The 26,057-nt window shown below is 72.0% G+C and carries 20 protein-coding genes; 13 read left to right on the forward strand and 7 right to left on the reverse strand.

Annotated features, from left to right (window positions below; translation table 11 throughout):
- Positions 1 to 62 precede the first annotated feature (62 nt).
- The 7 genes from glnII (at position 63) to C4J65_RS07965 (ending at position 7,840) form a co-directional block, all read left to right on the forward strand.
- Positions 63 to 1,094, forward strand: a complete 1,032-nt coding sequence (gene glnII, locus C4J65_RS07930) for a glutamine synthetase (protein WP_115741763.1) — start codon at positions 63 to 65, stop codon at positions 1,092 to 1,094.
- A gap of 58 nt (positions 1,095 to 1,152) precedes the next feature.
- Positions 1,153 to 2,091, forward strand: coding sequence for a hypothetical protein (locus tag C4J65_RS07935; RefSeq protein ID WP_115741764.1), 939 nt, complete (start codon positions 1,153 to 1,155; stop codon positions 2,089 to 2,091).
- 341 nt (positions 2,092 to 2,432) lie between these two features.
- Positions 2,433 to 3,041 (forward strand): winged helix-turn-helix domain-containing protein, encoded by a 609-nt coding sequence (locus C4J65_RS07945; RefSeq protein ID WP_115741765.1) that lies wholly within the window; start codon positions 2,433 to 2,435, stop codon positions 3,039 to 3,041.
- A gap of 82 nt (positions 3,042 to 3,123) precedes the next feature.
- Positions 3,124 to 4,191: an SDR family oxidoreductase gene (locus C4J65_RS07950; protein ID WP_115741766.1), complete on the forward strand. Its 1,068-nt coding sequence runs from the start codon at positions 3,124 to 3,126 to the stop codon at positions 4,189 to 4,191.
- 53 nt (positions 4,192 to 4,244) lie between these two features.
- Positions 4,245 to 5,522: a sensor histidine kinase gene (locus C4J65_RS07955; RefSeq protein WP_115741767.1), complete on the forward strand. Its 1,278-nt coding sequence runs from the start codon at positions 4,245 to 4,247 to the stop codon at positions 5,520 to 5,522.
- Positions 5,507 to 6,160 carry a response regulator transcription factor gene (locus C4J65_RS07960; RefSeq protein ID WP_115741768.1) on the forward strand — a complete coding sequence of 218 codons (654 nt, stop codon included), beginning with the start codon at positions 5,507 to 5,509 and terminating at the stop codon, positions 6,158 to 6,160. The genes C4J65_RS07955 and C4J65_RS07960 overlap by 16 nt, the downstream gene beginning before the upstream one ends.
- Before the next feature lie 159 nt (positions 6,161 to 6,319).
- Positions 6,320 to 7,840 (forward strand): DUF1996 domain-containing protein, encoded by a 1,521-nt coding sequence (locus tag C4J65_RS07965; RefSeq protein ID WP_115741769.1) that lies wholly within the window; start codon positions 6,320 to 6,322, stop codon positions 7,838 to 7,840.
- Between the two features lie 76 nt (positions 7,841 to 7,916).
- Here C4J65_RS07965 and C4J65_RS07970 read toward each other — a convergent pair whose 3' ends face one another.
- Complete coding sequence (locus C4J65_RS07970; protein WP_115741770.1) at positions 7,917 to 8,360, reverse strand: hypothetical protein; 444 nt, start codon at positions 8,358 to 8,360, stop codon at positions 7,917 to 7,919.
- 135 nt (positions 8,361 to 8,495) lie between these two features.
- Here C4J65_RS07970 and C4J65_RS07975 point away from each other — a divergent pair, with 135 nt between their 5' ends.
- The 5 genes from C4J65_RS07975 to C4J65_RS07995 all read left to right on the forward strand — a co-directional run bounded on the left by C4J65_RS07975 (position 8,496) and on the right by C4J65_RS07995 (position 13,372).
- Positions 8,496 to 9,005 carry a tetratricopeptide repeat protein gene (locus tag C4J65_RS07975; protein ID WP_205350971.1) on the forward strand — a complete coding sequence of 170 codons (510 nt, stop codon included), beginning with the start codon at positions 8,496 to 8,498 and terminating at the stop codon, positions 9,003 to 9,005.
- Between the two features lie 68 nt (positions 9,006 to 9,073).
- Positions 9,074 to 11,005, forward strand: a complete 1,932-nt coding sequence (locus C4J65_RS07980) for a hypothetical protein (RefSeq protein WP_115741772.1) — start codon at positions 9,074 to 9,076, stop codon at positions 11,003 to 11,005.
- A gap of 121 nt (positions 11,006 to 11,126) precedes the next feature.
- Positions 11,127 to 12,182 (forward strand): PDR/VanB family oxidoreductase, encoded by a 1,056-nt coding sequence (locus tag C4J65_RS07985; protein WP_205351130.1) that lies wholly within the window; start codon positions 11,127 to 11,129, stop codon positions 12,180 to 12,182.
- A gap of 66 nt (positions 12,183 to 12,248) precedes the next feature.
- Positions 12,249 to 12,941 carry a TetR/AcrR family transcriptional regulator gene (locus C4J65_RS07990; protein ID WP_115741773.1) on the forward strand — a complete coding sequence of 231 codons (693 nt, stop codon included), beginning with the start codon at positions 12,249 to 12,251 and terminating at the stop codon, positions 12,939 to 12,941.
- A complete protein-coding gene (locus C4J65_RS07995; RefSeq protein ID WP_115741774.1) occupies positions 12,938 to 13,372 on the forward strand; it encodes a hypothetical protein in 435 nt (144 codons plus the stop codon). Before C4J65_RS07990 ends, C4J65_RS07995 begins: the two co-directional genes overlap by 4 nt.
- Positions 13,373 to 13,408: 36 nt before the next feature.
- Here the strand turns inward: C4J65_RS07995 and C4J65_RS08000 are convergent, their stop codons facing one another.
- The 6 genes from C4J65_RS08000 to C4J65_RS08025 all read right to left on the reverse strand — a co-directional run bounded on the left by C4J65_RS08000 (position 13,409) and on the right by C4J65_RS08025 (position 24,545).
- Positions 13,409 to 13,762, reverse strand: coding sequence for an isomerase (locus C4J65_RS08000; RefSeq protein WP_115741775.1), 354 nt, complete (start codon positions 13,760 to 13,762; stop codon positions 13,409 to 13,411).
- A 47-nt stretch (positions 13,763 to 13,809) separates the two neighbouring features.
- Complete coding sequence (gene pulA, locus C4J65_RS08005; protein WP_162833075.1) at positions 13,810 to 19,224, reverse strand: pullulanase-type alpha-1,6-glucosidase; 5,415 nt, start codon at positions 19,222 to 19,224, stop codon at positions 13,810 to 13,812.
- A 207-nt stretch (positions 19,225 to 19,431) separates the two neighbouring features.
- Positions 19,432 to 21,114, reverse strand: coding sequence for a glycoside hydrolase family 13 protein (locus C4J65_RS08010; protein WP_115741777.1), 1,683 nt, complete (start codon positions 21,112 to 21,114; stop codon positions 19,432 to 19,434).
- A gap of 113 nt (positions 21,115 to 21,227) precedes the next feature.
- The gene (locus tag C4J65_RS08015) at positions 21,228 to 22,139 is read right to left on the reverse strand and encodes an ABC transporter permease subunit (RefSeq protein ID WP_115741778.1); all 912 of its coding nucleotides are present in this window, start codon (positions 22,137 to 22,139) and stop codon (positions 21,228 to 21,230) included.
- A gap of 13 nt (positions 22,140 to 22,152) precedes the next feature.
- A complete protein-coding gene (locus C4J65_RS08020; protein WP_115741779.1) occupies positions 22,153 to 23,157 on the reverse strand; it encodes a sugar ABC transporter permease in 1,005 nt (334 codons plus the stop codon).
- Positions 23,158 to 23,273: 116 nt separating this feature from the next.
- On the reverse strand, positions 23,274 to 24,545 hold the full coding sequence (locus tag C4J65_RS08025) for an extracellular solute-binding protein (protein WP_115741780.1): 1,272 nt from the start codon (positions 24,543 to 24,545) through the stop codon (positions 23,274 to 23,276).
- Between the two features lie 391 nt (positions 24,546 to 24,936).
- Here C4J65_RS08025 and C4J65_RS08030 point away from each other — a divergent pair, with 391 nt between their 5' ends.
- Complete coding sequence (locus C4J65_RS08030; protein WP_003976582.1) at positions 24,937 to 25,971, forward strand: LacI family DNA-binding transcriptional regulator; 1,035 nt, start codon at positions 24,937 to 24,939, stop codon at positions 25,969 to 25,971.
- Positions 25,972 to 26,057: the final 86 nt, after the last annotated feature.

Consider the following 26,057-nt stretch of genomic DNA (forward strand, 5'->3'; position numbering starts at 1 on the left):
TGCCGCCCCAGCACCGCCGCACCCGCACGTGCGCCCGGACCCACCCCGAAGGATGTGGCCCCGTGACCTTCAAGGCCGAGTACATCTGGATCGACGGCACCGAGCCGACGGCCAAGCTCCGTTCCAAGACGAAGATCATCGCGGCTGCCCCCGCCGGTCCGGACGCCCTCCCGGTCTGGGGGTTCGACGGCTCCTCCACGAACCAGGCCGAGGGCAACTCCTCGGACTGCGTGCTCAAGCCGGTCTTCTCCTGCCCCGACCCGATCCGCGGCGGCGACGACATCCTGGTGCTGTGCGAGGTCCTGGACACGGACCTGACCCCGCACCCGAGCAACACCCGCGCCGCGCTGGCCGAGCTGTCCGAGCGCTTCGCCGCGCAGGAGCCGATCTTCGGCATCGAGCAGGAGTACACCTTCTTCAAGGGCGCCCGCCCGCTCGGCTTCCCCGAGGGCGGCTTCCCGGCCGCGCAGGGCGGCTACTACTGCGGCGTCGGCTCGGACGAGATCTTCGGCCGCGACGTCGTCGAGGCCCACCTGGAGAACTGCCTGAAGGCCGGACTCGGCATCTCCGGCATCAACGCCGAGGTCATGCCCGGCCAGTGGGAGTTCCAGGTCGGTCCGCTGGCCCCGCTGGAGGTCTCCGACCAGCTGTGGGTGGCCCGCTGGCTGCTCTACCGCACCGCCGAGGACTTCGAGGTCTCCGCCACCCTCGACCCCAAGCCGGTCAAGGGCGACTGGAACGGCGCGGGCGCGCACACCAACTTCTCCACCAGGGCGATGCGTGAGGGTTACGACGCGATCATCACCGCCGCCGAGTCGCTCGGCGAGGGCTCCAAGCCGATGGACCACGTCAAGCACTACGGCGCCGGCATCGACGACCGCCTCACCGGCCTGCACGAGACCGCCCCGTGGAACGAGTACTCCTACGGCGTCTCCGACCGCGGCGCCTCGGTGCGCATCCCGTGGCAGGTCGAGAAGGACGGCAAGGGCTACATCGAGGACCGCCGCCCCAACGCCAACGTCGACCCGTACGTCGTGACGCGGCTCCTCGTCGACACCTGCTGCACGGCGCTGGAGAAGGCCGGCCAGGTCTGATCCCCGGGCCGCCGCGGCCCCCGGCCGCGTTGTCAGTGGGGCGTGCGAGGGTGGCGTCATGGAGAACGACGGGGACCTCGCCATCAGGGTCGAGACGGAGAACTGGCAGACGCACACCCGGATCCGGGCGGCCGGGCTGCGGGAGCTGGTGGCGCGCATCGGCCCGGCCGGCGACCGCTTCCTGGTGGTGCAGCGGATACCGGACGTCCCCGACGTGTTCGCGCAGGTGTGGCACGAGGAGGGTGAGGACGGCGGGGGCTACCGGCTGGAGCACCGGGCCGCGGCGGACGCGTTCTTCGGCACCGACCTCGACGACCCCCACCGCGTGGCCGGCCTCCTGACCGGCTGGGCACGTCAGGAGGCCGGCTGGGACGCGGGCGTCGACTGGGAGCCGATTCCCGTCCCGCCGCGGGACGAGGTCCCCGACCTGCCGGACGGGGTCCGCGAGCAGGTCGAGCGACGGGTGCGCGAGCGGCTCCGCTGCGGCTACGACAGCCGGACGACGCTGTCCGAGATCGCGGAGGAGCACCTCGTCGGCGGTGAGTACGGCGCACGACCGGTCTCCCCGGCCCAGGCCCGGCAGTTGGTGGACCGGCTGTGGCTGGAGCGGCTGGCCGAGCAGGATGCCTGGGGCGAGGAGCCCACCGACCCGGACCGCCTCACCCGGGTCTTCGAGGCCCTGGACGCGGCCGGTGTCACCGCCCGGGAGAACTTCGCCTGCTGCCGAGGCTGCGGCACCGCGGAGATAGGGGCGGAGCGCGAGGGCGCCCGGGGCTTCGTCTTCTTCCACCAGCAGAGCACCGAGGCCGCCGCCGAGGGGCACGGGCTCATGCTGTACTACGGCGGTTTCGACGGCTCCGAGGAGACGACCGCGGCCGTCGGACACGAGGTCGTGGCGGCCTTCGCGGGGTCCGCGCTGTCCACGGAGTGGAACGGCGATCCGGGCCGGGCCATCACCGTCGCCCCGCTGGACTGGCGCAAACGGCTGGTGGGATGACCGCTCGGGCAGCCGGTTCCGGCCAGTCGGCGTCCACGCACTGAGAGGAGTCTCCTCTCCCCCGCCGCCGTCTGCTTCAATGGGCCCATGGCCAGCTTCCGGAAGTACGCAGCGACGGGTCGCCACGACCTCGAGCCCTTCTGGCCTTCCCGTCAGCACGACGACTTCGACCGGGTGTGTTGCCGCGCGACGATCGCGCCGGCCCGCTAGAGAGCCACACCTCCCAGGCCTTCCGCGCCTGCCGCCGGTGCGCACGACGTACGTCCCGCGACGCGCCCGACCACGAACTCGCGCCCGTCGCCCCTCCCGACGAACCTCTCGCGCGAAAGAGCTGACGTCTCATGGCGACCACCCGTTCCCTGTCCACCGTCACCCTCGACTCCTCCACCCACCCCCACACCGCAGGAACCGCCGCCTCCGCCCTTCCGGGCGGTGGTGCTTCCCGGCACCGGCTGCGCGCCGTGGACCGGGACGAGCTGGTGGACGTCCCGGACCTGCTGCCGCCGGGCGCGACCTGGCTGCCCGCGCCCCCGCACACGCTGCCCGCGCTGCCCGGCCGCCCGCCGATGGTCGGCTACCTGGTGCTCGTCCCCGCCGACCAGCAGCCGCCGTTCCGCCCCGTGGGCGTGGCCGGACCGTCGCTCGCGGACGGCGAGGACCCACTGGTCCGGATCGACCCCGTGCGACGCACCGCCGCCGTGGACGGACGTGAACTGGACCTGACCTACCTGGAGTTCGAACTCCTCGCACACCTCGTCGGGCATCCGCACCGGGTGCACACCCGCGACCAGCTGGTCACCACGGTGTGGGGCTACGGCCACGTGGGCGACGGCCGCACCGTCGACGTGCACGTGGCCCGGCTGCGCCGGAAGCTCGGCGCGGAGCACCGGCGGACGATCCAGACCGTGCGGCGCGTCGGCTACAAGTACACGCCGCCCACCGGCCACTGAGCCCCGCCGCACCGCCCCACCGCCCCTCTGCCCACGGCAGAGCGGCGTTCCCTCCGTCCCCCGCACCCGGCACAGTGACGGCATGAGGCTACTGGTGCTGGGCGGTACGGAGTTCGTGGGGCGGGCCGTGGTCGAGGCGGCGCTCGGCCGCGGCTGGGAGGTGACCGTCCTGCACCGCGGACGGCACGCCCCGCCCCCCGGAGCGCGGGCGCTGCACGGCGACCGCACCGCGCCCGACGGGCTCGCCGCCCTGGCCGGGGGCACGTGGGACGCCGTCGTCGACACCTGGTCGACGGCGCCCCGCGCGGTGCGGGACGCGGCGCGGCTGCTGCACGGCCGCGCCGGACGGTACGTGTACGTGTCGAGCTGCTCGGTGTACGCCTGGGCCCCGCCCGCCGGGTACACCGAGGACGCCCCGCTCGTCGAGGGCGCCTCGGCGGACGCCGGGCAGAGCGACTACGCCCGGGACAAGCGGGGTGCCGAGCTGGCCGTCCTGGACGCCTTCGGCGCGGACCGCTCGGTGCTGGTGCGGGCCGGGCTGATCCTCGGCCCGTACGAGAACATCGGCCGGCTGCCGTGGTGGCTGAACCGCACGGCCCGCGGCGGCCCCGTCCTCGCACCCGGCCCGCGGGACCTGCCCCTGCAGTACGTCGACGTCCGCGACCTCGCCGCCTGGGTGCTCGGCGCGGTGGAGCGGGAGCTGGGCGGACCGTACAACCTGGCCTCCCCGCCGGGGCACACCACCATGGGTGCCCTGCTCGGCGCCTGCGCGAAGGTCACCGGCGGCGCGGCGCGGCTGCGCTGGACCGCCCCCGAGACCGTCCTCGCCGCCGGTGTCGAGCCGTGGGGGCAGCTGCCGGTGTGGACACCCCCGGGCAGCGACCTGCACGCCGCCCTGCAGAGCGCGGACGTCTCCCGGGCCCTGGCGACGGGCCTGGCCTGCCGCCCGGCCGCCGACACCGTGGCCGACACCTGGACCTGGCTGCGGGAGCTCGGCGGCCCGGCGCCCCTCCGCCCGGACCGCCCGCCGGTCGGCCTGGACCCGGAGACGGAGGCGAAGGTCCTCGCCGCCGACGCCATCGACACCACCGACGCCGCCACCGACGCCGGGCCCGGCGCGGGTGGGGGTGTATCTGACACCACCCCCTGATCGGGGTGCCCGGCCCCGTGACCCGCGCCGGTCGCCTCGGCGAGACTGATGCCATGAGCATCGAGACGAAGAGCAGCACACGGCGGCCACCGGCACGGGAGCGGGCGCGGAACGTCGCGCTGTCGGGCGCGCGAGGACTGGCACTGATCTTCATCTCCCTGCCCGGCGCGGTGGTCTGCTTCTGTTTCGCCCTCGTCTCCATCGCCCTGATCCCGATCGGCGTCGGCATCGTCACCACACCGTGGGTGCTGGCGGGGGTACGGGCGTTCGCGGACCGGCGGCGGCTGCTCGCCGCCGAGTGGGGCGGGGTGCGGATCCCGCGGGCGTACCGGCCGCTGCCCGAGGACGCCAATCCGTGGGCCCGCACCTTCGGGATGCTGCGTGACCCGGCGACCTGGCGGGACATCGGGTGGCTGCCGGTCGACATGACGGCGGGCTTCGTCACGGCGCTGGTCGCCTTCGCCCTGCCGCTCTACCCGCTGGAGGGCTTCGCCATCGCGGCCGGGCTGTGGCGGGTGCTGCCCGACGGGTACTGGTACGGCTTCGTCAAGGTCACCGACCAGACCTCCGCCTTCTACGCCGCCGGGCTGGGCGCCGTACTCCTCCTCGCCGCCCTCTGGCTCACCCCGCTGCTGCTGCGCGCCCACTTCCGGCTCACCGGCGCCGTCCTCGGCTCCGGCCAGGGCGAACTCGCCGAGCGGGTGCGGGTACTGACCGAGACGCGGCGCGACGCCGTCGACACCTCCGCCGCCGAACTGCGCCGCATCGAGCGGGACCTGCACGACGGGGCGCAGGCCCGGCTGGTCGCCATGGGCATGGACCTGGGCACCATCGAGGCGCTGCTGGAGAAGGACCCGGAGAAGGCCAGGGAACTGCTCGCACAGGCCCGGCGGTCCTCCGCCGACGCCCTGACCGAGCTGCGCGAACTGGTGCGCGGCATCCACCCGCCGGTGCTCGCCGAACGCGGCCTGGGCGACGCGGTACGGGCCCTGGCACTGCGGCTGCCCGTCACCGTCGAGGTGGAGGTGGACCTGCCCGGCCGCGCCGAGGCACCCGTGGAGTCGGCCGCGTACTTCGCGGTCAGCGAGATCCTCACCAACGCCGTGAAGCACTCCGGCGCCGACCGGATCTGGATCGACATCCACCACGGCGAGGGGCTGCTGCGCGTCTCCGTCACCGACAACGGCAAGGGCGGTGCGTCGATCGCGGCGGGCTCGGGCCTGGCCGGGGTGGAGCGCCGACTCGGTACATTCGACGGCGTCCTGGCCGTCAGCTCGCCCGCGGGCGGCCCCACCATGGTCACCATGGAGATCCCTTGCGCGTTGTCCTAGCCGAAGACCTGTTCCTGCTGCGCGACGGACTGGTCCGGCTTTTGGAGGCCCACGACTTCGAGATCGCCGCGGCCGTCGAGACCGGCCCCGAGCTGTCCCGGGCGCTGGCCGAACTGCGGCCGGACGTGGCCGTGGTCGACGTCCGGCTGCCGCCCACGCTCACCGACGAGGGCCTGCAGTGCGCGCTGCAGGCCCGCCGCGACCGGCCCGGGCTGCCGGTGCTGGTCCTCTCCCAGCACGTGGAGCAGTTGTACGCGCGCGAGCTGCTGGCCGACGGGAGCGGCGGTGTGGGGTACCTGCTCAAGGACCGGGTGTTCGACGCGGAGCAGTTCGTGGACGCCGTACGGCGGGTGGCGTCGGGCGGTACCGCGATGGACCCGCAGGTCATCCAGCAGCTGCTCAGCCGGCGCGCGGCGGAGGACCGGCCGCTGGAGCGGCTGACGCCGCGCGAGCTGGAGGTGCTGGAGCTGATGGCGCAGGGCCGGACCAACGCGGCGATCGCCGGCAAGCTCGTCGTCACGGAGCGGGCGATCGCGAAGCACACGGCGAACATCTTCGCGAAGCTGAGCCTGGAGGTCTCGGACGACGACAACCGCCGTGTCCTGGCGGTTCTGGCGTATCTGGACCGCGGCCGCTGACCCTGTGACGCGTCCCGGGGGCCCCACCGGCCCCGGCAATTCCCGAGACGGGTGAACACCTCTGGAGCGGCTTCCGTATGGATGGGAGCCGCTTCACTCCTGTCGGGCGCCCTCGATGCCCCGCAAGCGATGCCCCCGCAAGGAAGTTTGAGGAGTTCCATGGGACGCAACACAAGAAAACGCCGTACGCCGCTGGCCACCAAGATCGTAGCCGGGGCGGCGGCCCTGGCGGTCGGCGGGGGCGGGCTGGTCTGGGCCAACTTCTACGCTTCGGCGCACGAGGATCACGGGGGTCACAACCGGACCAGGTCGGCCGGCGCGCAGGTCGCGACGATCGACTGCCCCGACGTCGGCCAGCAGATCCGTGAAGTGCCGGACCGGGCGCGCGGGGAGGTGGACGGCGAACTGGCCACGATGGACAGCCAGATCACCAACGCCTACCAGCGCCTCGCCACCACCCGGCGGGCGCAGGCCGGTGACGCGCAGTTCGTCCAGAACACCATTCTGGGCCCGCTCAAGGACCGGCGGAAGGCGATCATCGACCGGATCCAGCTGGAGATCAACCGGGCCGGCGGCAAGGCCGACGGCAACCTGGACGAGCTGGCCGGGTGCCAGGGGCGTCCCGCGGACCAGCAGAACGGCGGCGGCCAGAACGGCGGCGGTCAGGACGACGGCCAGGACGGCGGCCAGAACGACGATGGCCAGAACGGTGACGGTCAGGGCCAGGAGGGCAACGACGACAACGGCAACGGCGTCGCGGGTCCGGTCGCCGAGGACTTCGTCGACATCAACGACGTCCAGCCGAACTCCCGCAACAGCCGCAACGGCCTGGCCGCCGACGGCGACGGCGGTTCCACCGGCAGCTTCACCACGGACTGCGGCGTCAACGAGAACAACCTGTTCAACAGCGACAACCTGATCGCCGCCCCGGGTGTCGACAACGGCGCGCACCACACGCACGACTACGTCGGCAACCAGGACAACGACGCCTTCTCCAGCGACGAGGATCTCGCCAACGCGGACACCTCCTGCCAGAACCAGGGCGACAAGTCCACGTACTACTGGCCGGTGCTGCGCCTCCAGGACGGCACGCAGGAGTTCGACGCGAACGACCAGGGCGGTGGCGCCGAGGGCAACGTCGGCAAGATCCTCAAGCCGGCCGAGGCCCAGATCAGGTTCGTCGGCAGCCGGCAGGGCGACGTCGTCGCGATGCCGAAGTTCCTGCGCGTCATCACCGGTGACGCCAAGTCCTTCACCAACGGCGACGCCAACGCCAACACCTCGTGGAGCTGCTCCGGCTTCGAGGACCGTCAGGTGACGGACAAGTACCCGCTGTGCCCCGACGGCAGCCAGGTGCTGCGCACGGTCAACTTCCAGAGCTGCTGGGACGGCCAGAACATCGACAGCGCCAACCACCGGGACCACATGGCGTTCGTCCAGGAGGACGGCAGCTGCGCGAACGGCTTCCAGGCCGTGCCCCAGCTGCAGATACGCCTCGCGTACGACATTCCCACCCCGACCGTCGAGAACGGCCAGGTGCAGAACCCGTACGCCGTGGACAGCTTCCCGGAGCAGCTGCACAAGCCGATCACGGATCACAACGACTTCATCAACGTCATGGACGAGGACCTGATGAACGAGGTGGTCGACTGCATCAACCGCGGCGAGGACTGCCAGTAGCGGTACCGGCCCGGTGGCAAGGAGGGGGCAGGTGACGGATTTCCGTCACCTGCCCCCTTCGCGCGTCCGCGTCCGGTCAGCCGGAATGCCCGGCGTGCTCGCCGTGCCCGGCCGAGTGCCCACCGCCGCCCCCGTGCTGCACACCCTGTTCCAGGGTTCCGCCGAGCGTGCCGCGCAGCTCCGCCACCACGTCCTCGTGGCCGACGGCGACCCATTTGCGGCCGACGAGGTAGAAGCCGCCGTAGTCCTTGGCCGTGTTGATCCACTCGCGCTGGCCCCGGTCGGTGGCGAAGGTGGCCAGGACGTACTTCCCGTCGCCCTTTCCGCACAGGGCCTGGCGGATGGTGTCGGCGTCGGTCTGCATGTTCGGGGTGCACTCGGCCTCGGCGGCCAGGTGTTCCAGGCTGCCGGTCGCCGTCGCGGGCACGGTGTCCGCGCCGTCCCCGCCGGCGCCGCAGCCCGTCAGCGCCAGGACCGCCGCAAGGGCGGCCGGCGCGAGCATCGGTCGGGTCAGCCTCATGTGTTCCTCCGGTCCGCTTCGGCGACATGCCGCACGGAGCCCCGGCGAGGGGCTCCCGCCATCGATACGGGCGCGGGGCGCGAAGTACTCAGGAGTCCGGGTGCCGTTGTGCGGGCGCCGTGCGAGAGTGGGCGCGTGGACCAGGACTGGGAAGAGCGTGTGACGGCCGCCTGGGCGGCGTTCGACGACTACGCCGAGGAGGACGCCGCCGACTTCCGGGCGGTCGTCGACGCCCTCGCCGACGAGTTGCCCGCGGACAGCCCGCTGGGCCTGTTCGAGCGGGCCTGCGCCTGGGACTCGACGGGCCACTCCGACCGGGCGGTGCCGCTGTACCGCGAGGCGCTGGAGCGCGGGCTCGGCGAGGTCAGCCCCTACAAGGGGCGCCGGGCCAAGATCCAGCTCTCCAGCTCGCTGCGGAACACCGGTCACCCGGAGGAAGGCGTGAAGCTGCTCTCGCCGGAACTGGTCGCCCCGTCCGACGAGTTGGACGACGCCGTGCGGGCCACGCTCGCGCTCTGCCTGTCCAGCATGGGCCGCGACCGTGAGGGCCTGTCCCTGGTGCTCGGCGCGCTGGCGCCCCATCTGCCGCGCTACCAGCGCTCGATGGCCACCTACGCGCGGCTCCTGGTGGAGCCGGAGGAGTAGCGCGGCTTCCGTGCCCGGCCGGGGCGGTCGTACGGTGACCATCGCCCCGTTCGCTCGTTCTGCTGAACGTGCAGCCACAGGATGTCGCCCCGCGCCCCGCACCGTCCTCCGCCTCCCCGGCCGACCCGGTCGTCGACGTCGAGCAGGCCGAGGCCGCGCTCGTCGAGCACTATCCGCGCCTGGCGCGGCTGGCCTATCTGGTGCTGCCCCCGGGTCTGGGCCGGGGCCGCCGCGTCCTGACCGCGCACGCCCTCACCCAGCGTGCCCTGCCCCGGAACCGGACGACGACCCCGGTGATCCCGGCCCAGTCCACCGGCCGCGAGGTCGACCCCGGGTACGCACTGGTCCGGCTGCGGGTGGTGCGTACGGCGCTGGAGGCGGGGCTCCCGCTGCGGCGGCGGGCGTGGCCCCGGCGGTCCCAGTTGCCGCCGCTGCTGCCCCACGTCAGGGGCCTCAAGCTCTTCCCGCGCTCGGGCGGCGCGGACGAACTCGCCCTGGACCAGCGGCTGTCCGAGCTCTCCGGGCCGGGCCGGGCGGCGTACGTGCTGCGCGGTCTGGAGCGGCTCCCCGACGACGGGGTACGGCAGGTGCTGCGGGCCGCCGGGGTCGCCGACGCGGACGCCGCGCTGCGCGAGGCCGACGGGGTGCCGGGGCAGTACGGGCTGCTGGGCTCCCCCGAGTTCGACCCCTGCTCGTTGCAGGCCCGGCCGACCGATCTGCTGCGTCGGCGACAGCACACGAAGGCCGCGCTGGTCGCCGCGGCGGCGCTGGTGGTGTGCGGGGCGCTGCTCGGCCTGCCCGGGGACGGCTGGGGCCCGGACGGTGCCGCCGCGCCGCCGTACGCGCAAAACCCGGCGGCCGAGGCCGCGCTCGATCCCGGCAGGCTGACGAAGGCCGCGCCGGCCGCCTGGGAGACGTCCGCACGCACGGACTTCTCGGTATGGCCGGCGCGCGGTGACCTCACCGGCGACACGGAGCTGCTGCGCCGCGCCCTGGCCGTCTGGGCGCGGCCCGGCGAGAGCGTGGGGGTGTCCGCGACGCCGGGGACCCAGACCGGGGGTCCGGCCGGTCCGCCGCAGCTGCTGTACGCGGGGGACGTGGACACCGCGCGGGTGGTGATCCTGCACGACGGTCTGCGCCTGGTCCGGTACGCCGAGCCGAAGGACGGTTCCGCCGGTGCCGCCCTGGACTTCGCGCGGACCGACGGGGCCGGCCGGGCGGCGGCGACCGCGGTGGTACTGGGGCGCACCGACGGCAACGTCCGCTATCTGACGGCGCCCTGGGTGACGAAGGCGGCGGCGCGCGATCTCGTCGAGCCGGAGTCCGGTGCCAAGGAGCTGACGCTCACCGACGGTGTGACGTCCCCGCTGTCCAGCCCGGTACAGCAGGGGGCCGGCGCGTGCACGTCGTGGAACGTGCTGGAGCTGACCGACGGCTCGGACACCCGGGTGGTCACCGACCTCGGCGAGCTGGTGCCCGCGCGTCTCACCACCGGGCGCCCCGGTGCGGCGAAGGACGCCTCGGGCGCGAAGGCGCTGGGCACCTGGGCGCCGTACGCGTGCTCGCTGGGCGCGGTGCGCGGGCAGGGGGTGCGGTCGGTGAACGCCTGGGAGTTCGCGACGCAGCCGCTGCCCGACGGGACGGGGTCGGGCGCCTGGGTGTGCACCCGCGCCGAGACCTGGCGCGGCGAAGGGGCCCGGGTGCTGGCGCAGTTCCGGACGCCGGGCGGCGTGCGGGGCGCGGTGGCGGCCAAGGCGCAGGGCGTGCCGGCCTGCGGCGAGCGCGACCCGCACGTGCTGGCCGGGGTGCTGTGGAAGTCGGCGGGCGGGCACTGGTACCTGCTCGCGGCGGGCGGTCCCGACACCGGGTCGATCGAGGCGACGGGCGGCATCAGCGATTCCGCCGACGGCAACCTGCTGACGGCCAGGGCCGAGCAGGGCGCGCGGGCCGAGCTGACGGGAACGCTGGACGGCGGGCGGACGATCGGCGGCCTGCGCTAGCCGACCGTGCACACCGCCGGAACCCTTGCTGACAGTTGCGTCAACAAGTACCGGCAGAGGGGTTCCTCACGGAACTACCCGCCAGTACATTGACGCCATGTCCAACATGCCCGTCCCCCTCATGGCACGGCTGCGGAAGCCGACGGCCCTGCTCCTCGCGGCCGGTGCCGCGCTCGTCGTCCGCCTGGCGGTGCGGCGCCGTGTCCAGGGCCCGCCGCCGCCCGTGCTGGATCCGCCGGTCTCCGGGCGGCCCCGCTCCCGCGCGCTGACGCTGCTGGTGACCGCGCACGAGCGGCTGGCCGACGGGGTGGTCCGGCTGCGTCTGGAGGGGACCGGCCTGCCGCGCTGGGAGCCGGGCGCCCACCTGGACCTGGTGCTGCCCTCGGGGCTCGTACGGCAGTACTCGCTGTGCGGCGACCCGGAGGACACCTCGTCGTACACCGTGGCCGCGCGGCTGGTGGAGGACGGGCGGGGCGGCTCGCGCGAGGTGCACGAGCAGGTGCAGGAGGGCACCGAACTGGAGGTGCGCGGACCGCGCAACCGCTTCCCGCTGGTCGAGGCGCCCGCCTACGCGTTCGTCGCCGGGGGCATCGGTATCACGCCCGTGCTGCCGATGCTGCGGGCCCTGCCGGAGGGCGCCGACTGGCGGCTGCTGTACGGCGGGCGGACGCGGGCGTCGATGCCGTTCCTGGAGGAGATCGAGAAGCTGGACCCGGACAACGGGACGGTCACCGTCGTCGCCGAGGACGAGGACGGGCGACCCGGTCTCGACGCCTTCCTGGCGGGCCTCCCCGAGGGCGCGGCCGTGTACTGCTGCGGCCCGGAGGGCCTGATGGCGGCCGTCGCCGAACGCCTCCCGGCGGGCGCCGCACTGCACCTGGAGCGGTTCGCGCCGCGTACGACGGCCGACGGCGACGCGGAGTTCGAGGTCGAGCTGCGGCGCAGCGGGCGCACGCTGACCGTGCCCGGCGACTCCTCGGTGCTGGCCGCCGTGCGCACCGAGCTGCCGAACACCCCGTACTCCTGCGAGCAGGGCTGGTGCGGGACCTGCCAACAGAAGGTGCTGGAGGGCGAGATCGACCACCGGGACGAGCTGCTGACCGACTCGGAACGCGGTGACTCGATGCTCATCTGCGTGTCCCGGTGCCTCGGCACCCGGCTCGTGCTCGACATGTGAACGCCGATGAATGCCGATGCCCGGTCCGGCCCGTTCGAGGCCGGATTCGATCGGTAAGGTGTTCGTATGACTACCGGGGTGCGCCGCAGGATGGGCGTCGAGGAGCGGCGGCAGCAGTTGATCGGCGTCGCGCTCGATCTGTTCAGCCGCCGCTCGCCCGACGAGGTCTCCATCGACGAGATAGCCTCGGCGGCGGGCATCTCGCGCCCGCTGGTCTACCACTACTTCCCCGGCAAACTCAGTCTGTACGAGGCCGCGTTGCAGCGTGCCTCGGACGATCTGGCGGCCCGGTTCGCGGAGCCGCGCGAGGGCCCGCTGGGGGCGCGGCTGCTGCGGGTCATGGTCCGCTACTTCGACTTCGTCGACGGGCACGGCCCGGGTTTCTCGGCCCTGATGCGCGGCGGCCCGGCCGTGGGCTCGACCACGACCAACGCGCTGGTGGACTCCGTACGGCAGGCCGCGTATGTCCAGATCCTTTCGCACCTGGACGTCAGCGAACCGCCCGCGCGGCTGGAACTGGTCGTCCGCTCCTGGATCTCGCTCGCCGAGTCGACCGCGCTGCTCTGGCTGGACGGGCGCCGCATCCCGCGCGCCGAACTGGCGGCGCAGCTCGTGCAGGACTTCGGCGCGCTGGTGGCGGTGAGCGCCGCCCACGACGAGGAGATGGGCGCCCTGATGCGCCGCGTCCTGGCGGACGAACCCGCCGACGGCCCCTTCGCGGACCTGGTGGACCGGCTGCTCACGCTGACGGCCCGGTGAGTGCCCTGCCGGAGTGGGGACTGGTCGTGGAGACGACCGTGGGCGCCGGGGAGCGCAAGCACACGGAGGCCCAGGTGGTGGGGCACGTCTCCGGGTCCCGTCAGGAGGCGCTCGGGGAACTGGAACGGCGGGCGCGGAGCTACTCCCCCACCCATCCCCTCAGCCCCCGGCGGCGTCGCCTGCTGCGGGTCGGCGACGGGTTCCTGCTCGTCGTGGACGGGGCCTGGCAGTCGTTCGTCACCCGGTTCACAGTGGCGGAACTGCTGGAGGACTCCGCGGCGCCGAAGGCCCCCGAGCCCGTGGTCGAGGCGTCCACGGAGCCGGTCGCCGAGGCGGCCCCGCCCGCCCCCGTTCTCCCGCCGGAGCCCGAACTGGACGCGGACGGGGTGCCGGTACGGCCGGCCTGGCTGGGCCGCCGCGACCTGCCGTGAGCCCCTAGACCCGCCCCGCGACCCGCCCGGCGGGGCCTACTCCTCGTACTTCCGGTACGACGGGTCCAGGTCGCGGACCTCGGCCGACAGGTGCAGCCGGAGGCCGTCCCTGGGGGGCACGTGCTCGCGCAGGAGTTCCACCACGGCCTCGGTGAGCCGGGCCTTGGTCGCGTCGTCGCGTCCGGCGAGGAGGGCGATCGAGACGTTGACGATGGCGTGCCGCTCGAGTTCCGCGCCGACGGCCTCGTCCTCGGTGCGCGACACCCTGGTCTTGCACGCCTCCAGCCGTGCGGCGGCCGTCTCGACGACCACCGGGTGCAGGGCGAGCGCGAACTCCTCCCAGTCGACGTCGTCGAGATAGGGGGAATGCTCGACACTGATCTGCGGCATGGGTGCTCCTGTTCTGCGGCGGACAGGAGCACCCTAACCGCGGGGCGCTAGCCGGCGCGGGTGAAGACCGCCACCGTGCGGGCCGGCACCGTGAAGGTGCCCGTTTCGTCCGCGTAGGCCGCCTTCTTCACGGCCACGTCCGCTCCGGACGCCTGCACCGGGTGCAGCCGGTAGCCGGTTCCGGCCGCCTCGGTCACCCGTTGCCGCTGCTCCTGCGGGGTCGCGTTGAAGACCACGACCAGGTCACCGAGGCGCATGGTGATCACGCCGGGTGTCTCGTCCCTGCCGGAGAGCGGGAAGGAGAGCCGGGACTGCACCTGCGCGGCCGTGGCGAGGGAGAAGTCCTGCTCGCCGCTGCGGATCCGCAGCAGGTCCCGGTACGCCGCCGAGGCGCCGTTGATCTGCGGGCAGCCGACCTGGACGTCGCTCAGCAGGGGCTTGGCGTACGGCCACTTGTCCTGGTTGTCCGCGGCCGGCGGCAGCCCCCGGCCGAAGCCGTTGCCGTCGGCGCAGTCCCAGTGGAGGGCGTTGAACCAGTCGCCGCTGTCGTAGGAGTTGCGGTCCAGCGACTTGGAGCGCAGCAGGTCGGTGCCCGCCTGGGAGAGCGCCGGGCCCTGCGAGAGGGCGGCGGTCGCCATGGCGAGGACCTGCATGCGGGCCCGGTCGTCGGCGGAGGTGTCCTTCGGCAGCTTGAAGGCGAGCGCGTCGAACAGGGACTCGTTGTCGTGCGCGTCGGCGTAGGCGAGGGCGTCGCCGGGTGCCGCCGCGTATCCGGCGGGGGCGCCGTTGTAGTCGACCTCGGAGCCCTTGACCTCCTTGCCGTCGGTGTCGGTGAAGGCGTAGTCGGCGAGGTTGCCGGTCAGCCCGACCTTGATCAGGTCCTGGTAGTGCAGCAGGCGGGCCTTCTGCTCGGCCTCGGTGCCGTTGTTCTCCGAGCCGTTGGGGTCGGTGTAGAGGCCGGAGGCGAAGCCCTGGACGCCGGGGTCCTCGTCGAAGGGGCCGCCGCCGCGCACGGCGTCGCGGGCCCGGTCGGAGAAGGTGGCGATGCCGGTGCCGGCCATGTTCTTCTGGGTGGCCTGCACGAATCGGGCGTCGTCGGCGACCTCGCCGAAGTTCCAGCCCTCGCCGTACAGGATGATCTTCTTGCCGTCGACGCCGTCCTTCTTGAGGGTCAGCTCGTCCAGCGCCTTCCTGACCGCGAGGATGTTGGCCTTCGGGTGGTGGCCCATGAGGTCGAAGCGGAAGCCGTCGACCTTGTACTCCTTGGCCCAGGTGACGACCGAGTCGACGACGAGCTTGCCCATCATGGCGTTCTCGGTGGCGGTGTTGGAGCAGCAGGTGCTGTTGGCCACCGAGCCGTCGGCGAGCAGCCGCTGGTAGTAGCCGGGCACGATCCGGTCGAGGACGCTGGTCCTCGCCTGCCCGCTCGCGGCCGTGTGGTTGTAGACGACGTCCATGACGACGCGCAGCCCGTCGTCGTTGAGGGCCTTGACCATCTTCCGGAACTCGACGGTGCGCCCGGTGCCGTCCGGGTCGGTGGCGTAGGAGCCCTCGGGGACCGTGTAATGGTACGGGTCGTAGCCCCAGTTGAAGGCGTCCTTGGCGGCGGCCTTCGTCACGCACTCCTGCTGCTTGTCGGAGTCGGCCGGGAGGGCGGCGAGGTCGCAGTCGGGCGTGGTCTGCTCGGACCTCTTCTCGGGGATGGTGGCGATGTCGAAGGCGGGCAGCAGGTGCACGTAGGACGTACCGGCCTCGGCCAGCTCGCGCAGGTGCTTCGAGCCGTCGCTCTTCTCGTCGGTGAAGGCGAGGTAGGTGCCCCGGTGGTCCGCGTCCGCCGTCGGGTCGGCGACGGAGAAGTCGCGGATGTGCAGTTCCTGGATCTGCGCGTCCCGCAACGGGACGGCCTCGGGCTTGCGGTAGTGCTCCCAGCCGCGCGGGGCGAGGGAGCGGTCGTCCAGGTCGACGACGAGACTGCGCTCGGAGTCGGTGGTCAGGGCGAGGGAGTACGGGTCGGTGACCCTGTTGGTGACGACCTCGCCCGCGGTGGGCGCCCACACCTTGACCGCGTACCGGTATTCCTTGCCTTTCCAGGACTTCGGGCCGGTCACGGACCAGACGCCGGAGGCGTCGTTCCGGCGCATCCGCACCGTGCGGTCGCCGATCTCCAGCTTCACGTCCTGCGCGGTCGGCGCCCACACGGAGAGGGTGGGCCTGCCGTGGTGGAAGACCGGGCCGAGGTCGGCTCCGGTCGCCCGGCCCGCGTACAGGTCGTCCAGGACGCCCGCGGTCTGTACGCCCGTCGCCGCGAGCAGGGCGCCGGTGGCGGTGCGCTGGGAGGCGACGACCTGGCCGCGCAGGGCCTCGCGGACCCGGTCGCGGTCGCGCGGGTCGACGGACCAGGCGGTGTACTCCTTCAGGTGCGGGAACTTCGCCTTCTGGGCGTCGGTGAGGGCGCTCTTGGTGAGGCGGAGCCACTGCTGGTCGTCGCCGGTGAGCCTGCCGCCCTCGGCGGTGACGGTGCCGGTGCGGGAGGCGAGCAGCTGGGTGGAGGCGGCGCCTTCCGAGCCGTTCCAGGCGACGGTGTTCCGGTCGATCCAGACGGCCTTGGAGGTGGTGAGGTCGACGGCCGCCGCGGAGCCCGCGGGCTGCGGCAGCAGGTAGTCCTCCTGGCCGCTCAGCAGCCACACCTCGTGGCCGTCGGCCTTGAGGTCCAGGGCCTGGTCGGTGGGCAGGTCCTTCTCGTCGCCCTTGTGGACGATGTAGCTGACGCTGCTCGCGCCCTCGGTGAGGGGCACCTCGAAGACCGCGCCGTAGGGGTCGGTCCGGACCGGCTGGAGCGGCTTGGCCCAGTCGGTGGGGTTCGCGGCGTCGCCCCAGACGTGCAGACCCCAGCCGTCGTAGTCGCCGTCGGCGCGCTGGTAGTGCAGTACGGCCTTGGTGGTGTCCTGGGCCGGGTACTCGGGCCGCTCGGTGGCGACCTGCTCCTTGCCCTGCTCGATCCACACCTCGCCGGTCTCGGTGACGTCGATGGTGCGGTCGGCGGCGACGTCCTTGTTGCCGTCCTTGTCGACGACGAGGAAGCCGACGCTGGAGGCACCGGGCTTGAGCTTGACGTGGGCGAAGGCGCCGTAGGCGTCCCGGCCGGTGAAGGGATGGGTCTCCGGCCAGGTGGTCGCCTCGCCGTCGGCGAGGTCGCCCCAGGCGTACAGGCCCCAGTCGTCGTAGTTCCCGTCCGCGCGCTGGTAGTGCACGACCGCGTAGTCGCGGGAGGCGGCGGTGGGCACCTCCTCGGCGGGCGGAGTGCCGGTGGTGGAGGCGGCCGTGGCGCTCGCGGTGCGGCCGGCCGAGTCGACGACGACCGCCTTGTAGCGCAGGGCCGTACCGGCCGGGGTGTCCGCGTCGATGGCCTGGGTGACCTTGTAGGGGGCGTGGTCGGCGGTGCCGAGGGTGCGCCACTTGCCGTCGCCGGTCTGGGCGGCGAAGACGACGCGGTTGAGCTGTCCGCCCGCGACGTCGGCGGTCAGCTCGACGGTGCCGGTGGCGCCGGGGTCCGGGGCACGCAGGGTGATCGTCGGCTCGGCGGCGGGCGCGGCGAGCCGCCCCGCGGCCTTGAGGACGACGGCCGACCGGGCCGGGACGGTGACGGTGACCTTGGTGTCGGCGCCCGACTTCACGGTGGCGTCGGTGCCGTAGATGCCGCGGAAGGTCATGTCGGCGGAGCCGGTGGCGAAGGTGGCGCTCTTGTCGGTACCGGCGTTGTTGAAGGCGACGACGTACTCGGTGCCGGTCTTGGCGTCGGTGCGGGAGAAGGCGTAGATCCCGGCGCCGTCGGCGGCGTAGCGCTCGGTCTGGACGCCGTCGGCGAGGGCCGGGTTGACCTTGCGCAGCTCGGCGAGGGCGCTGATCTGCCGGTAGAGCGGGGCGCTCGTGTCGTAGGCGGCCTCGGCGTGGGTGCGGTCGGTGCCGAGCTGGTCGTCGTCGAGGTAGTCGGCGGTGCGGGAGGCGAACATCGGCTGGCGGGCGTCCTTGTCGCCGCCCGCGCCGGTGAAGCCCTGCTCGTCGCCGTAGTAGATCACCGGGTTGCCGCGGCTGAGGAACATCAGCTCGTTGGCGAGCCGGTCCTTCTTCAGCAGTTCCGCGTCGGTGGCGTCCGGGTCGTCCTGCTTCAGGAAGGTCCCGATGCGGCCCATGTCGTGGTTGCCGAGGAAGGTGACCTGCTCGTACGCGTTGGCCTTGTCGGTCGTGTACTTGTAGTCGTCGCCGAAGACCGAGGCGAGCTTCTGCGCGCTGCCGCCCTGGGAGGCGTAGGCGCGGGCCGCGTCCTGGAAGGGGAAGTCCAGGGTGGAGTCCAGGCGGCCCTGGGTGACGTAGGGCGCGGTGACGGAGGTGTCGGCGGAGTAGACCTCGCCGAACATGAAGAAGTCGTCGCGGCCCTTCTTGGCGGCGTAGGCGTCCAGCGCGGTCGCCCACTGGGTCCAGAACTCCATGTCGACGTGTTTCACGGTGTCGATCCGGAAGCCGTCGATGGCGAAGTCCTTGACCCACCGCTGGTAGATCTTCTCCATGCCGCTGACGACCTCGGGACGCTCGGTCCACAGGTCGTCGAGGCCGGAGAAGTCGCCGTAGGTGGCCGACTCGCCGGCCCAGGTGGAGTCGCCCCGGTTGTGGTACATCGCCGGGTCGTTGAGCCAGGCGGGGACCTTGAGGTTCTTCTTGGCGGCGGGTACGACGGGGGTGCGCGGGAAGGAGCCGCCGTCCACCCGCGGGAAGCGGTGCTCGCCGTCGGCGTAGTCGGCGTCGTCGAAGGGCTTTCCGTCCTTGGTCAGGTACGGGAAGGCGCCCTTGGAGAGGTAGTCGTAGGACTTCTCCTCGTAGTCGACGACGTCGGCGGTGTGGTTGGTGATGACGTCGAAGAAGACCTTCATGCCCTTGGCGTGGGCCTTGGAGATGAGGTTCTTCAGGTCCTGGTTGGTGCCGAAGTGCGGGTCGACCTGGGTGAAGTCGGTGATCCAGTAGCCGTGGTAGCCGGCCGAGGCGTCCTTGCCGGTGCCCTGGACGGGCTGGTTCCTGAAGATGGGCGCCATCCAGATGGAGGTGGTGCCCAGCCCCTTGATGTAGTCGAGCTTCTGGGTCAGGCCCTTGAGGTCGCCGCCCTGGTAGAAGCCCTTGTCGGTGGGGTCGTAGCCGGTGGTGAGCCGGGTGCCGGTCAGGCCGCCGCGGTCGTTCCCGGCGTCCCCGTTGGCGAAACGGTCCGGCAGGACGAAGTAGAACTGCTCACGCGTCAGGTCGTGGCGTGCGGCGGTCTTCGCCAGCTTCGCGTCGGACGGGGGCGCGGGCGGGGTGTCGGCCCGCGCGGCGAGCGGGGGGAGCAGGGCGGCGGCGAGCGCGGTCACGGTGACGGCCGCGACCCGTCTCACTCGTGCGGTACGGCGCGTGGCGGGCACCGGCCATCTCGGTATCACAGGCGTGAGCTCCTTGCGAGTACGGCTCGTTCGGGTCCGACCCCGGCGAGACCGTAACGCCGCCGCAAGTCTTGCGGCAAGACTTGCGAAAGTAACGGAAAGGATTTTCACAGGACTTGCCCGGGTCACCCGGCGGGCCGGCGGACGCGCGAGGGCCCGCCGCTCCCCCGGGGAAGCAGCGGGCCCTTCAGCGGTCCGGAGGGGGCGTCAGGCGCGGGTCCACCAGACCGTCGTGTCGGCCGGTACCTTCGCCTCGCCGGCCGCCTCGGTGATCTCGCCGCTGGCCAGCAGGACGCGCCCGTGCGCGGGCACCGCCACCGACTCGCCGGTGGTGTTGGCGACGCACACGAAGTCGCCGCGCCGGAAGGCGACGACGCCCTCGGGGGCGCGCAGCCACTCGACCGCGTCGCCCGCGCCGAGGTCGGCGGTGGAGCGGCGGACGGCCAGGGCCTCGCGGTACAGCTCCAGGGTCGAGCCGGGCTCGCCGGTCTGCGCCTCGACGCTCAGTTCGCCCCAGCCCGCGGGCTGCGGCAGCCAGCTGCCGCCGGATCCGAAGCCGTACGAGGAGCCCTCACGGGTCCACGGGATCGGGACGCGGCAGCCGTCGCGGAAGCCGTCCTGGCCGGCGCCGCGGAAGTAGGCCGGGTCCTGGCGGACCTCGTCGGGCAGGTCGACGACGTCCGGGAGGCCCAGTTCCTCGCCCTGGTAGACGTAGGCCGAGCCGGGCAGGGCCAGCATCAGCAGGGTCGCGGCGCGGGCGCGGCGCAGGCCCAGTGCGCGGTCGCCGGCCAGGCGGATCTGGGTGCCGAGGCCCGCCGGGTTGGCGAAGCGCGTGGCGTGCCGGGTGACGTCGTGGTTGGAGAGGACCCAGGTGGCGGGCGCGCCGACCGGGCGCATGGCGTCGAGGGTGCGGTCGATGACCGTGCGCAGTTCCCCGGCGTCCCAGTGGGTGCCCAGGTACTGGAAGTTGAACGCCTGGTGCAGCTCGTCCGGGCGTACGTAGTTGGCGGTGCGCTCGACGGTCGGGGTCCAGGCCTCGGCGACGAAGATGCGCTCGCCGCTGTACTCGTCGAGGATCAGCCGCCACTGGCGGTAGATGTCGTGGACGCCGTCCTGGTCGAAGAACGGCATGACATCGTTGCCCAGCAGCTTCAGCTGCTCGTGGGATCCCAGGTCGGGCAGGCCCTCCGCCTTCACCATGCCGTGGGCGACGTCGATGCGGAAGCCGTCCACACCCATGTCCAGCCAGAACCGCAGGATGGACCGGAACTCGTCGCCGACGGCCGGGTGCTCCCAGTTGAAGTCCGGCTGCTCGGGCGCGAACAGGTGCAGGTACCACTCCCCCGGCGTGCCGTCGGGCTCGGTGACCCGGGTCCAGGCGGGGCCGCCGAAGATGGACTCCCAGTCGTTGGGCGGCAGTTCGCCGTTCTTCCCCTTGCCGGGGCGGAAGTGGTAGCGGTCCCGGGAAGGGGAGCCGGGGCCCTCGGCCAGCGCGCGCCTGAACCACTCGTACTGGTCGGAGGAGTGGTTGGGCACCAGGTCGACGATGATGCGCAGGCCCAGCGCGTGGGCGTCGCGGATCAGCGCGTCGGCGTCCAGGAGGGTGCCGAACATGGGGTCGACGGCCCGGTAGTCGGCGACGTCGTAGCCGGCGTCGGCCTGCGGGGAGGCGTAGAAGGGGCTGAGCCACACGGCGTCCACGCCCAGGTCGCGCAGGTACGGCAGGCGGGTGCGGACACCCTCCAGGTCGCCCATGCCGTCGCCGTTGCTGTCGGCGAAGCTGCGCGGGTACACCTGGTAGATGACCGCGTCCCGCCACCAGTCGTGGCGCTCGGAGACGGTGGCGACGGCGGAGGTGGGGGCCGGTGCGGCGGAAGGCTGCTGGCTCATGACGTCCTTGGTACGTAACGGAGTGGAGGCGTGGGTGGGGAAAGATCGGCCGGCCGCGGTGCTGCGGGGTCGGATGGGCACCGCGGCCGGACGTTTTCCGGGTCGGGCGGCGATCAGCCCTTCGTGCCGCCCGCGGTGAGGCCGGTCACCAGGTTCTTCTGCACCAGGTAGAAGAACGCGGAGACGGGTATCGCGACGAGCACGGCGGTGGCCGCCATCAGGTTGCGCTGGGCGTCGTGCTCGCTGACGAAGCTCTGCAGTCCGACGGCGAAGGTGTACTTCGTGTCGCTCAGCATGAACGTCGAGGCGAAGGCGACCTCGCCGAACGCGGTGATGAAGCTGTAGAAGCCGGCCACGGCCAAGCCCGGCCGGGCCAGCGGCAGGATCAGCCGGAAGAAGGTGCCGAAGGGGCTCAGCCCGTCCACCCGCCCGGCCTCGTCGATCTCGAACGGGATGGTGTCGAAGTAGCCCTTGAGCAGCCAGGCGCAGTACGGCACCGCGGTCGAGCAGTAGACGAGGACCAGGCCGAAGTAGTTGTCGATGAGCTGGAGCTTCGACAGGATCTGGTACATCGGCACGATCAGGACCGCGATGGGGAACATCTGGGTGACCAGCAGGACCCACATCAGCTTCTTGTAGCCCGGGAAGCGCATCCGCGAGACCGCGTAACCGGTCGTCGCGGCGACCAGCACACCGATGACGGTGGTGCCCAGCGAGACGATCAGCGAGCTCTTCAGCCAGTCGAAGAAGTTGGTGTCCTGGAGCACGAACGCGTAGTTGTCGAAGGTCATCTTCGACCAGATGCGTCCAGGGTGCAGGTAGTCGTTCTTGTCCGGGCCGAGGGACAGGTAGACCAGCCAGGCGACCGGGAAGAGCGCGACGAGGCTCGCGAGGGTCAGCACGCCGTGGGAGGCGAGGGACGCGACGCGGCTGCGTTCGCCGCGGCCGCGGACCTTGCGCGGCGGCGCGGTGGACGCGGTGACCTGCTCGGCGGGGGCCTTGGTGGGCGCGGTGCTTGTACTCATGGCGGCTCCTGCCTCAGTTCGCGAGCTGCTGCTCATTGCGGTTCAGCCAGCGGCGGTAGAAGGAGGTGAAGACGATCAGGATGGCCAGCAGCAGGATGCCGTAGGCCGCGGACTGCGCGAAGTCGCGCGGCTGCTGTCCGAAGCCGAGCTGGTACGCCCAGGTGACGAGGATCTGCGCCTCGGGGGCGGTGTTGCCGAACAGCAGGAAGATCACGGCGAACTGGTTGAAGGTCCAGATGATGCCGAGCAGCACGACCGTGGAGCTGACCGACCGCAGCCCGGGCAGGGTGACGTAGCGGAAGCGCTGCCAGGCGTTGGCGCCGTCCATCTCGGAGGCCTCGTAGAGGCTGTTGTCGATGGACTGCAGGCCGCCGAGGAGCGAGACCATCATGAACGGCACACCGCACCAGGTGTTGACCATGATCGCGGAGAAGCGCTGCCAGAAGGTGTCCTCGAGCCACGCGGGCGTCGGCAGGTGCAGCCAGTCCAGGGCGGAGTTGATGATGCCCTGGTCGGCGAGCATGAAGCGCCAGCCGAAGACGGTGACGAAGGTGGGCACGGCCCAGGGCAGGACGAGGATCAGCCGGTAGAAGGTGCGGCCGCGCAGCTTCTGGTTGAGCAGCAGGGCGAGCCCGAGGCCGATGAAGAAGTGCAGGCCGACGCAGACCGCCGTCCACACGATGGTCCAGATGAAGTGCGACCAGAAGCGGTCGTAGGCCGTCGGGCCCCACAGGATGTCGGCGTAGTTGTCCAGGCCGACGAACTTGTACGTGGCCTCGATCTCGTTGACGCCGATGGTGCGCCCCGTGTTGAGGCTGTTGGCGTCGGTGAGGGTGAGGTAGAGGCCGTAGCCCAGCGGGTACAGCACGAGGACGCCGATCACGACGGCCACCGGCGCGATCATGGCGTAGGCGTACCAGTGCTTCTGGTAGCCGTCTTTCAGACGCCGGCCGAGGCCGGGCCGCGGGGTGCGGTCACCGCGGCGCTTGCCGGTCGCGCGGTCGATGGCGACTGTCATGGTTCGACACCTTCGGGAGCATCGGGAAGGTCAGGGGTCTGCGGTCGGAGTGCGGCGCACGGCCGGTGACCGCCGGGCCCCTCCCCCCACGGCGGGGGCCCGGCGGTCGGGTGCTGCTACTTGCTGAAGTCCGGCACCAGCTTGGCGATCGCGGTCTTGGCGTCGCCCAGCCCCTCGTCCAGGGACTTCTTGCCGCCGGCGATCTGCGGCAGTTCGTCGTCCAGCGGCGTCCACAGGGAGCTGTACTCGGGCAGCGCCGGGCGCGGCTGGGCGGCGGGCAGGACCGTCTGGAAGCCGGCGATGCCCGGGTCGGCCTTGACCTTCGCGGTGTAGGCGTCGTCGCGGGTCGGCAGCGTGGAGTTCTTCAGGGCGACGGTCTCCTGGGACTTCGCCGAGGTCATGAAGTTCACGAACTTCAGCGCGGCCTCCTGGTGGGCCTTGTCCGAACCGGCGTAGACCGACAGGTTGTGGCCGCCGGTCGGGGCGCCCGCCTTGCCGGTGGAACCGGCCGGGACGGTGGCGATGCCGAGGTTGTTCTTGTCCTTGAACGCCGAGCCCTTGTAGAAGTTGGTGATCTCCCACGGGCCCTGGATGATCGAGGCGACCTTGCCGCTGACGAACGCCTCCTGGATGTGGGCGTAGGCGTCCGCGGTGGTGTCGGCCTTGTGCAGGCCCTTGCCGTCGAAGAGGCTCAGCCAGGTGCCGTAGCCCTTCTTCGCCTCGGCGGAGTCGACGGTGACCTTCTTGGCGTCGGCGTCGACCGTGTCGGTGCCCTCGCCGTACAGGAACGGCTGCGCGTAGTAGCCGGCCGTGGAGGCCCAGTAGCCGTCGGCGCCGGTCTTGTCCTTGATGGTGGCGGCGGCCTTCTTCAGGTCGTCCCAGGTCTTGGGGGCCTCGACGCCGGCCTTCTTGAACAGTTCCTTGTTGTAGACGAAGGCGAGGGTGTCGGTGACCAGCGGAACGCCGTAGGTCTTGCCCTCGTACTTGGCCTGCTCGATCAGGTTGGGCTGGAACTTGTCCTGCTCGGCGAGGGCCTCGGTGCCGTCCAGCGGCAGGAAGAAGCCCTTCTTGGCGAAGGCGGGCGTCCAGCCGACCTCGGAGCGCAGCACGTCCGGGGCGCCCTTGGAACCTGCGGCGGTGTCGAACTTGTTCTGCGCCTGGTCGAAGGGCACGTTGACGAAGTTGACCTTGACGCCCTTGTTGGCGGCCTCGAACTCCTTGACCAGGGCCTTGTAGGTCGGCGCCTCGTTGGTCGCGTTGGAGGTGTCCCAGTAAGTGATGGTGACCGGTCCGCCCGACTCGCTGTCGCCGCCGTCGTCTCCGCCGCACGCCGTCGCCGCCAGGGCGAGGGACGCCACCAGCGCGGTGGCCGCTATGCCACGCCGCATGAGTTCTCCTTGAGGGTGAAAGCCCGTGCGGTGCAGGGTGCGGGCCCGTCCGCCGCTCCTGCCGACCGCCGACCGCTTCGTTGCTGCCGTCGGGCGACGTGAACGTAACAGCGTTGAAAGCCCGGCGAAAGGTCTTGCTGCAAAAATGTGCAAGAGATCTCCGAAGTTATCCGGGCGTGACCTCTCGGCGACCGTCATGAGACGCTTGTTTACGGGGCCCGAGCGGTATCGGGCGGGTTGTGCAAGACTCTGCAAGCTCTTGCCGCCACTTTCTCGAGGGAGCGCGATGACGCAGCAGCCCGCGCCGGGCCGTCCGACGGGCCGTCCAACCGGCCGCCCACGGCGCCCGATCGGTGTGCAAGGAAGCGGCCGACAGGTACAGTCCACCCCTGTGACCACACGGCTTGCCGACATCGCCGCCCAGGCGGGGGTGAGCGAAGCGACGGTCAGCCGCGTCCTCAACGGGAAGCCGGGCGTCGCCGCCACCACCCGCCAGTCCGTGCTCGCCGCCCTCGACGTGCTGGGCTACGAGCGCCCCGTGCGGCTGCGGCAGCGCAGCGAGGGCCTGGTGGGCCTGATCACCCCGGAGCTGGAGAACCCGATATTCCCCGCGCTGGCCCAGGTCATCGGGCAGGCGCTGACCCGCCAGGGCTACACGCCCGTCCTCGCCACCCAGACGCCGGGCGGCTCGACGGAGGACGAGCTGACCGAGATGCTGGTCGACCGCGGGGTCGCCGGCATCATCTACGTCTCGGGGCTGCACGCCGACACCACCGCCGACATGCAGCGCTACGAGCGGCTGCGCGCGCAGGGCGTGCCCTTCGTCCTCGTCGACGGCTTCTCCTCGCAGGTGCAGGCGCCGTTCATCTCCCCCGACGACCGGGCCGCCATGAGCCTCGCGGTCACCCACCTCGTCTCGCTCGGACACACCCGGATCGGGCTGGCCCTCGGGCCGAAGCGGTTCGTGCCGGTGCAGCGCAAGATCGAGGGCTTCGTCCGGACCGTCCAGGACCAGTTGGGGCTGAGCGCCGAGACGGTGGAGAAGGAGCTGGTCCAGCACTCGCTGTACACCCTGGAGGGCGGCCAGGCGGCGGCCTCCGCGCTCATCGGGCGGGACTGCACGGCGGTGGTCTGCGCCAGCGACATGATGGCGCTGGGCGCGATACGCGCGGCCCGGCAGCTGGGCCTCGACGTGCCCAAGGACGTCTCGGTCGTCGGCTTCGACGACTCGCCGCTGATCGCCTTCACCGACCCGCCGCTCACCACGGTCCGCAAGCCGGTCCCGGCGATGGGTCAGGCGGCGGTGCGCACGCTGCTCGAGGAGATCGGCGGGACGCCCGCGCCGCACAGCGAGTTCGTGTTCATGCCGGAGCTGGTGGTGCGCGGCTCGACGGCGTCGGCGCCGGGCGAGCGCGGCCGCCCCTGATTCCTGTGGGGGTGCCGGCTCCGGGGCGGATGCGGGTCGGTTCCACCTGAGGGATGATCGGTGGAAGAAGGCTTTTCTGGCAGACT

Origin of the sequence: Streptomyces sp. CB09001, assembly GCF_003369795.1 — a bacterium.
In the GTDB taxonomy this organism is placed as follows: domain Bacteria; phylum Actinomycetota; class Actinomycetes; order Streptomycetales; family Streptomycetaceae; genus Streptomyces.

Bases quoted from the DNA above. Each gene is read 5' to 3' on its own strand.
- C4J65_RS07990 (WP_115741773.1), top strand. From the start codon at position 12,249: ATGACTACCGGGGTGCGCCGCAGGATGGGCGTCGAGGAGCGGCGGCAG.
- C4J65_RS08000 (WP_115741775.1), bottom strand. From the start codon at position 13,762: ATGCCGCAGATCAGTGTCGAGCATTCCCCCTATCTCGACGACGTCGAC.
- C4J65_RS07985 (WP_205351130.1), top strand. From the start codon at position 11,127: ATGGCACGGCTGCGGAAGCCGACGGCCCTGCTCCTCGCGGCCGGTGCC.
- C4J65_RS07970 (WP_115741770.1), bottom strand. From the start codon at position 8,360: ATGAGGCTGACCCGACCGATGCTCGCGCCGGCCGCCCTTGCGGCGGTC.
- C4J65_RS07945 (WP_115741765.1), top strand. From the start codon at position 2,433: ATGGCGACCACCCGTTCCCTGTCCACCGTCACCCTCGACTCCTCCACC.
- C4J65_RS08025 (WP_115741780.1), bottom strand. From the start codon at position 24,545: ATGCGGCGTGGCATAGCGGCCACCGCGCTGGTGGCGTCCCTCGCCCTG.
- C4J65_RS07950 (WP_115741766.1), top strand. From the start codon at position 3,124: ATGAGGCTACTGGTGCTGGGCGGTACGGAGTTCGTGGGGCGGGCCGTG.
- C4J65_RS07965 (WP_115741769.1), top strand. From the start codon at position 6,320: ATGGGACGCAACACAAGAAAACGCCGTACGCCGCTGGCCACCAAGATC.
- C4J65_RS08015 (WP_115741778.1), bottom strand. From the start codon at position 22,139: ATGAGTACAAGCACCGCGCCCACCAAGGCCCCCGCCGAGCAGGTCACC.
- C4J65_RS08010 (WP_115741777.1), bottom strand. From the start codon at position 21,114: ATGAGCCAGCAGCCTTCCGCCGCACCGGCCCCCACCTCCGCCGTCGCC.
- C4J65_RS07955 (WP_115741767.1), top strand. From the start codon at position 4,245: ATGAGCATCGAGACGAAGAGCAGCACACGGCGGCCACCGGCACGGGAG.
- C4J65_RS08020 (WP_115741779.1), bottom strand. From the start codon at position 23,157: ATGACAGTCGCCATCGACCGCGCGACCGGCAAGCGCCGCGGTGACCGC.
- C4J65_RS07935 (WP_115741764.1), top strand. From the start codon at position 1,153: ATGGAGAACGACGGGGACCTCGCCATCAGGGTCGAGACGGAGAACTGG.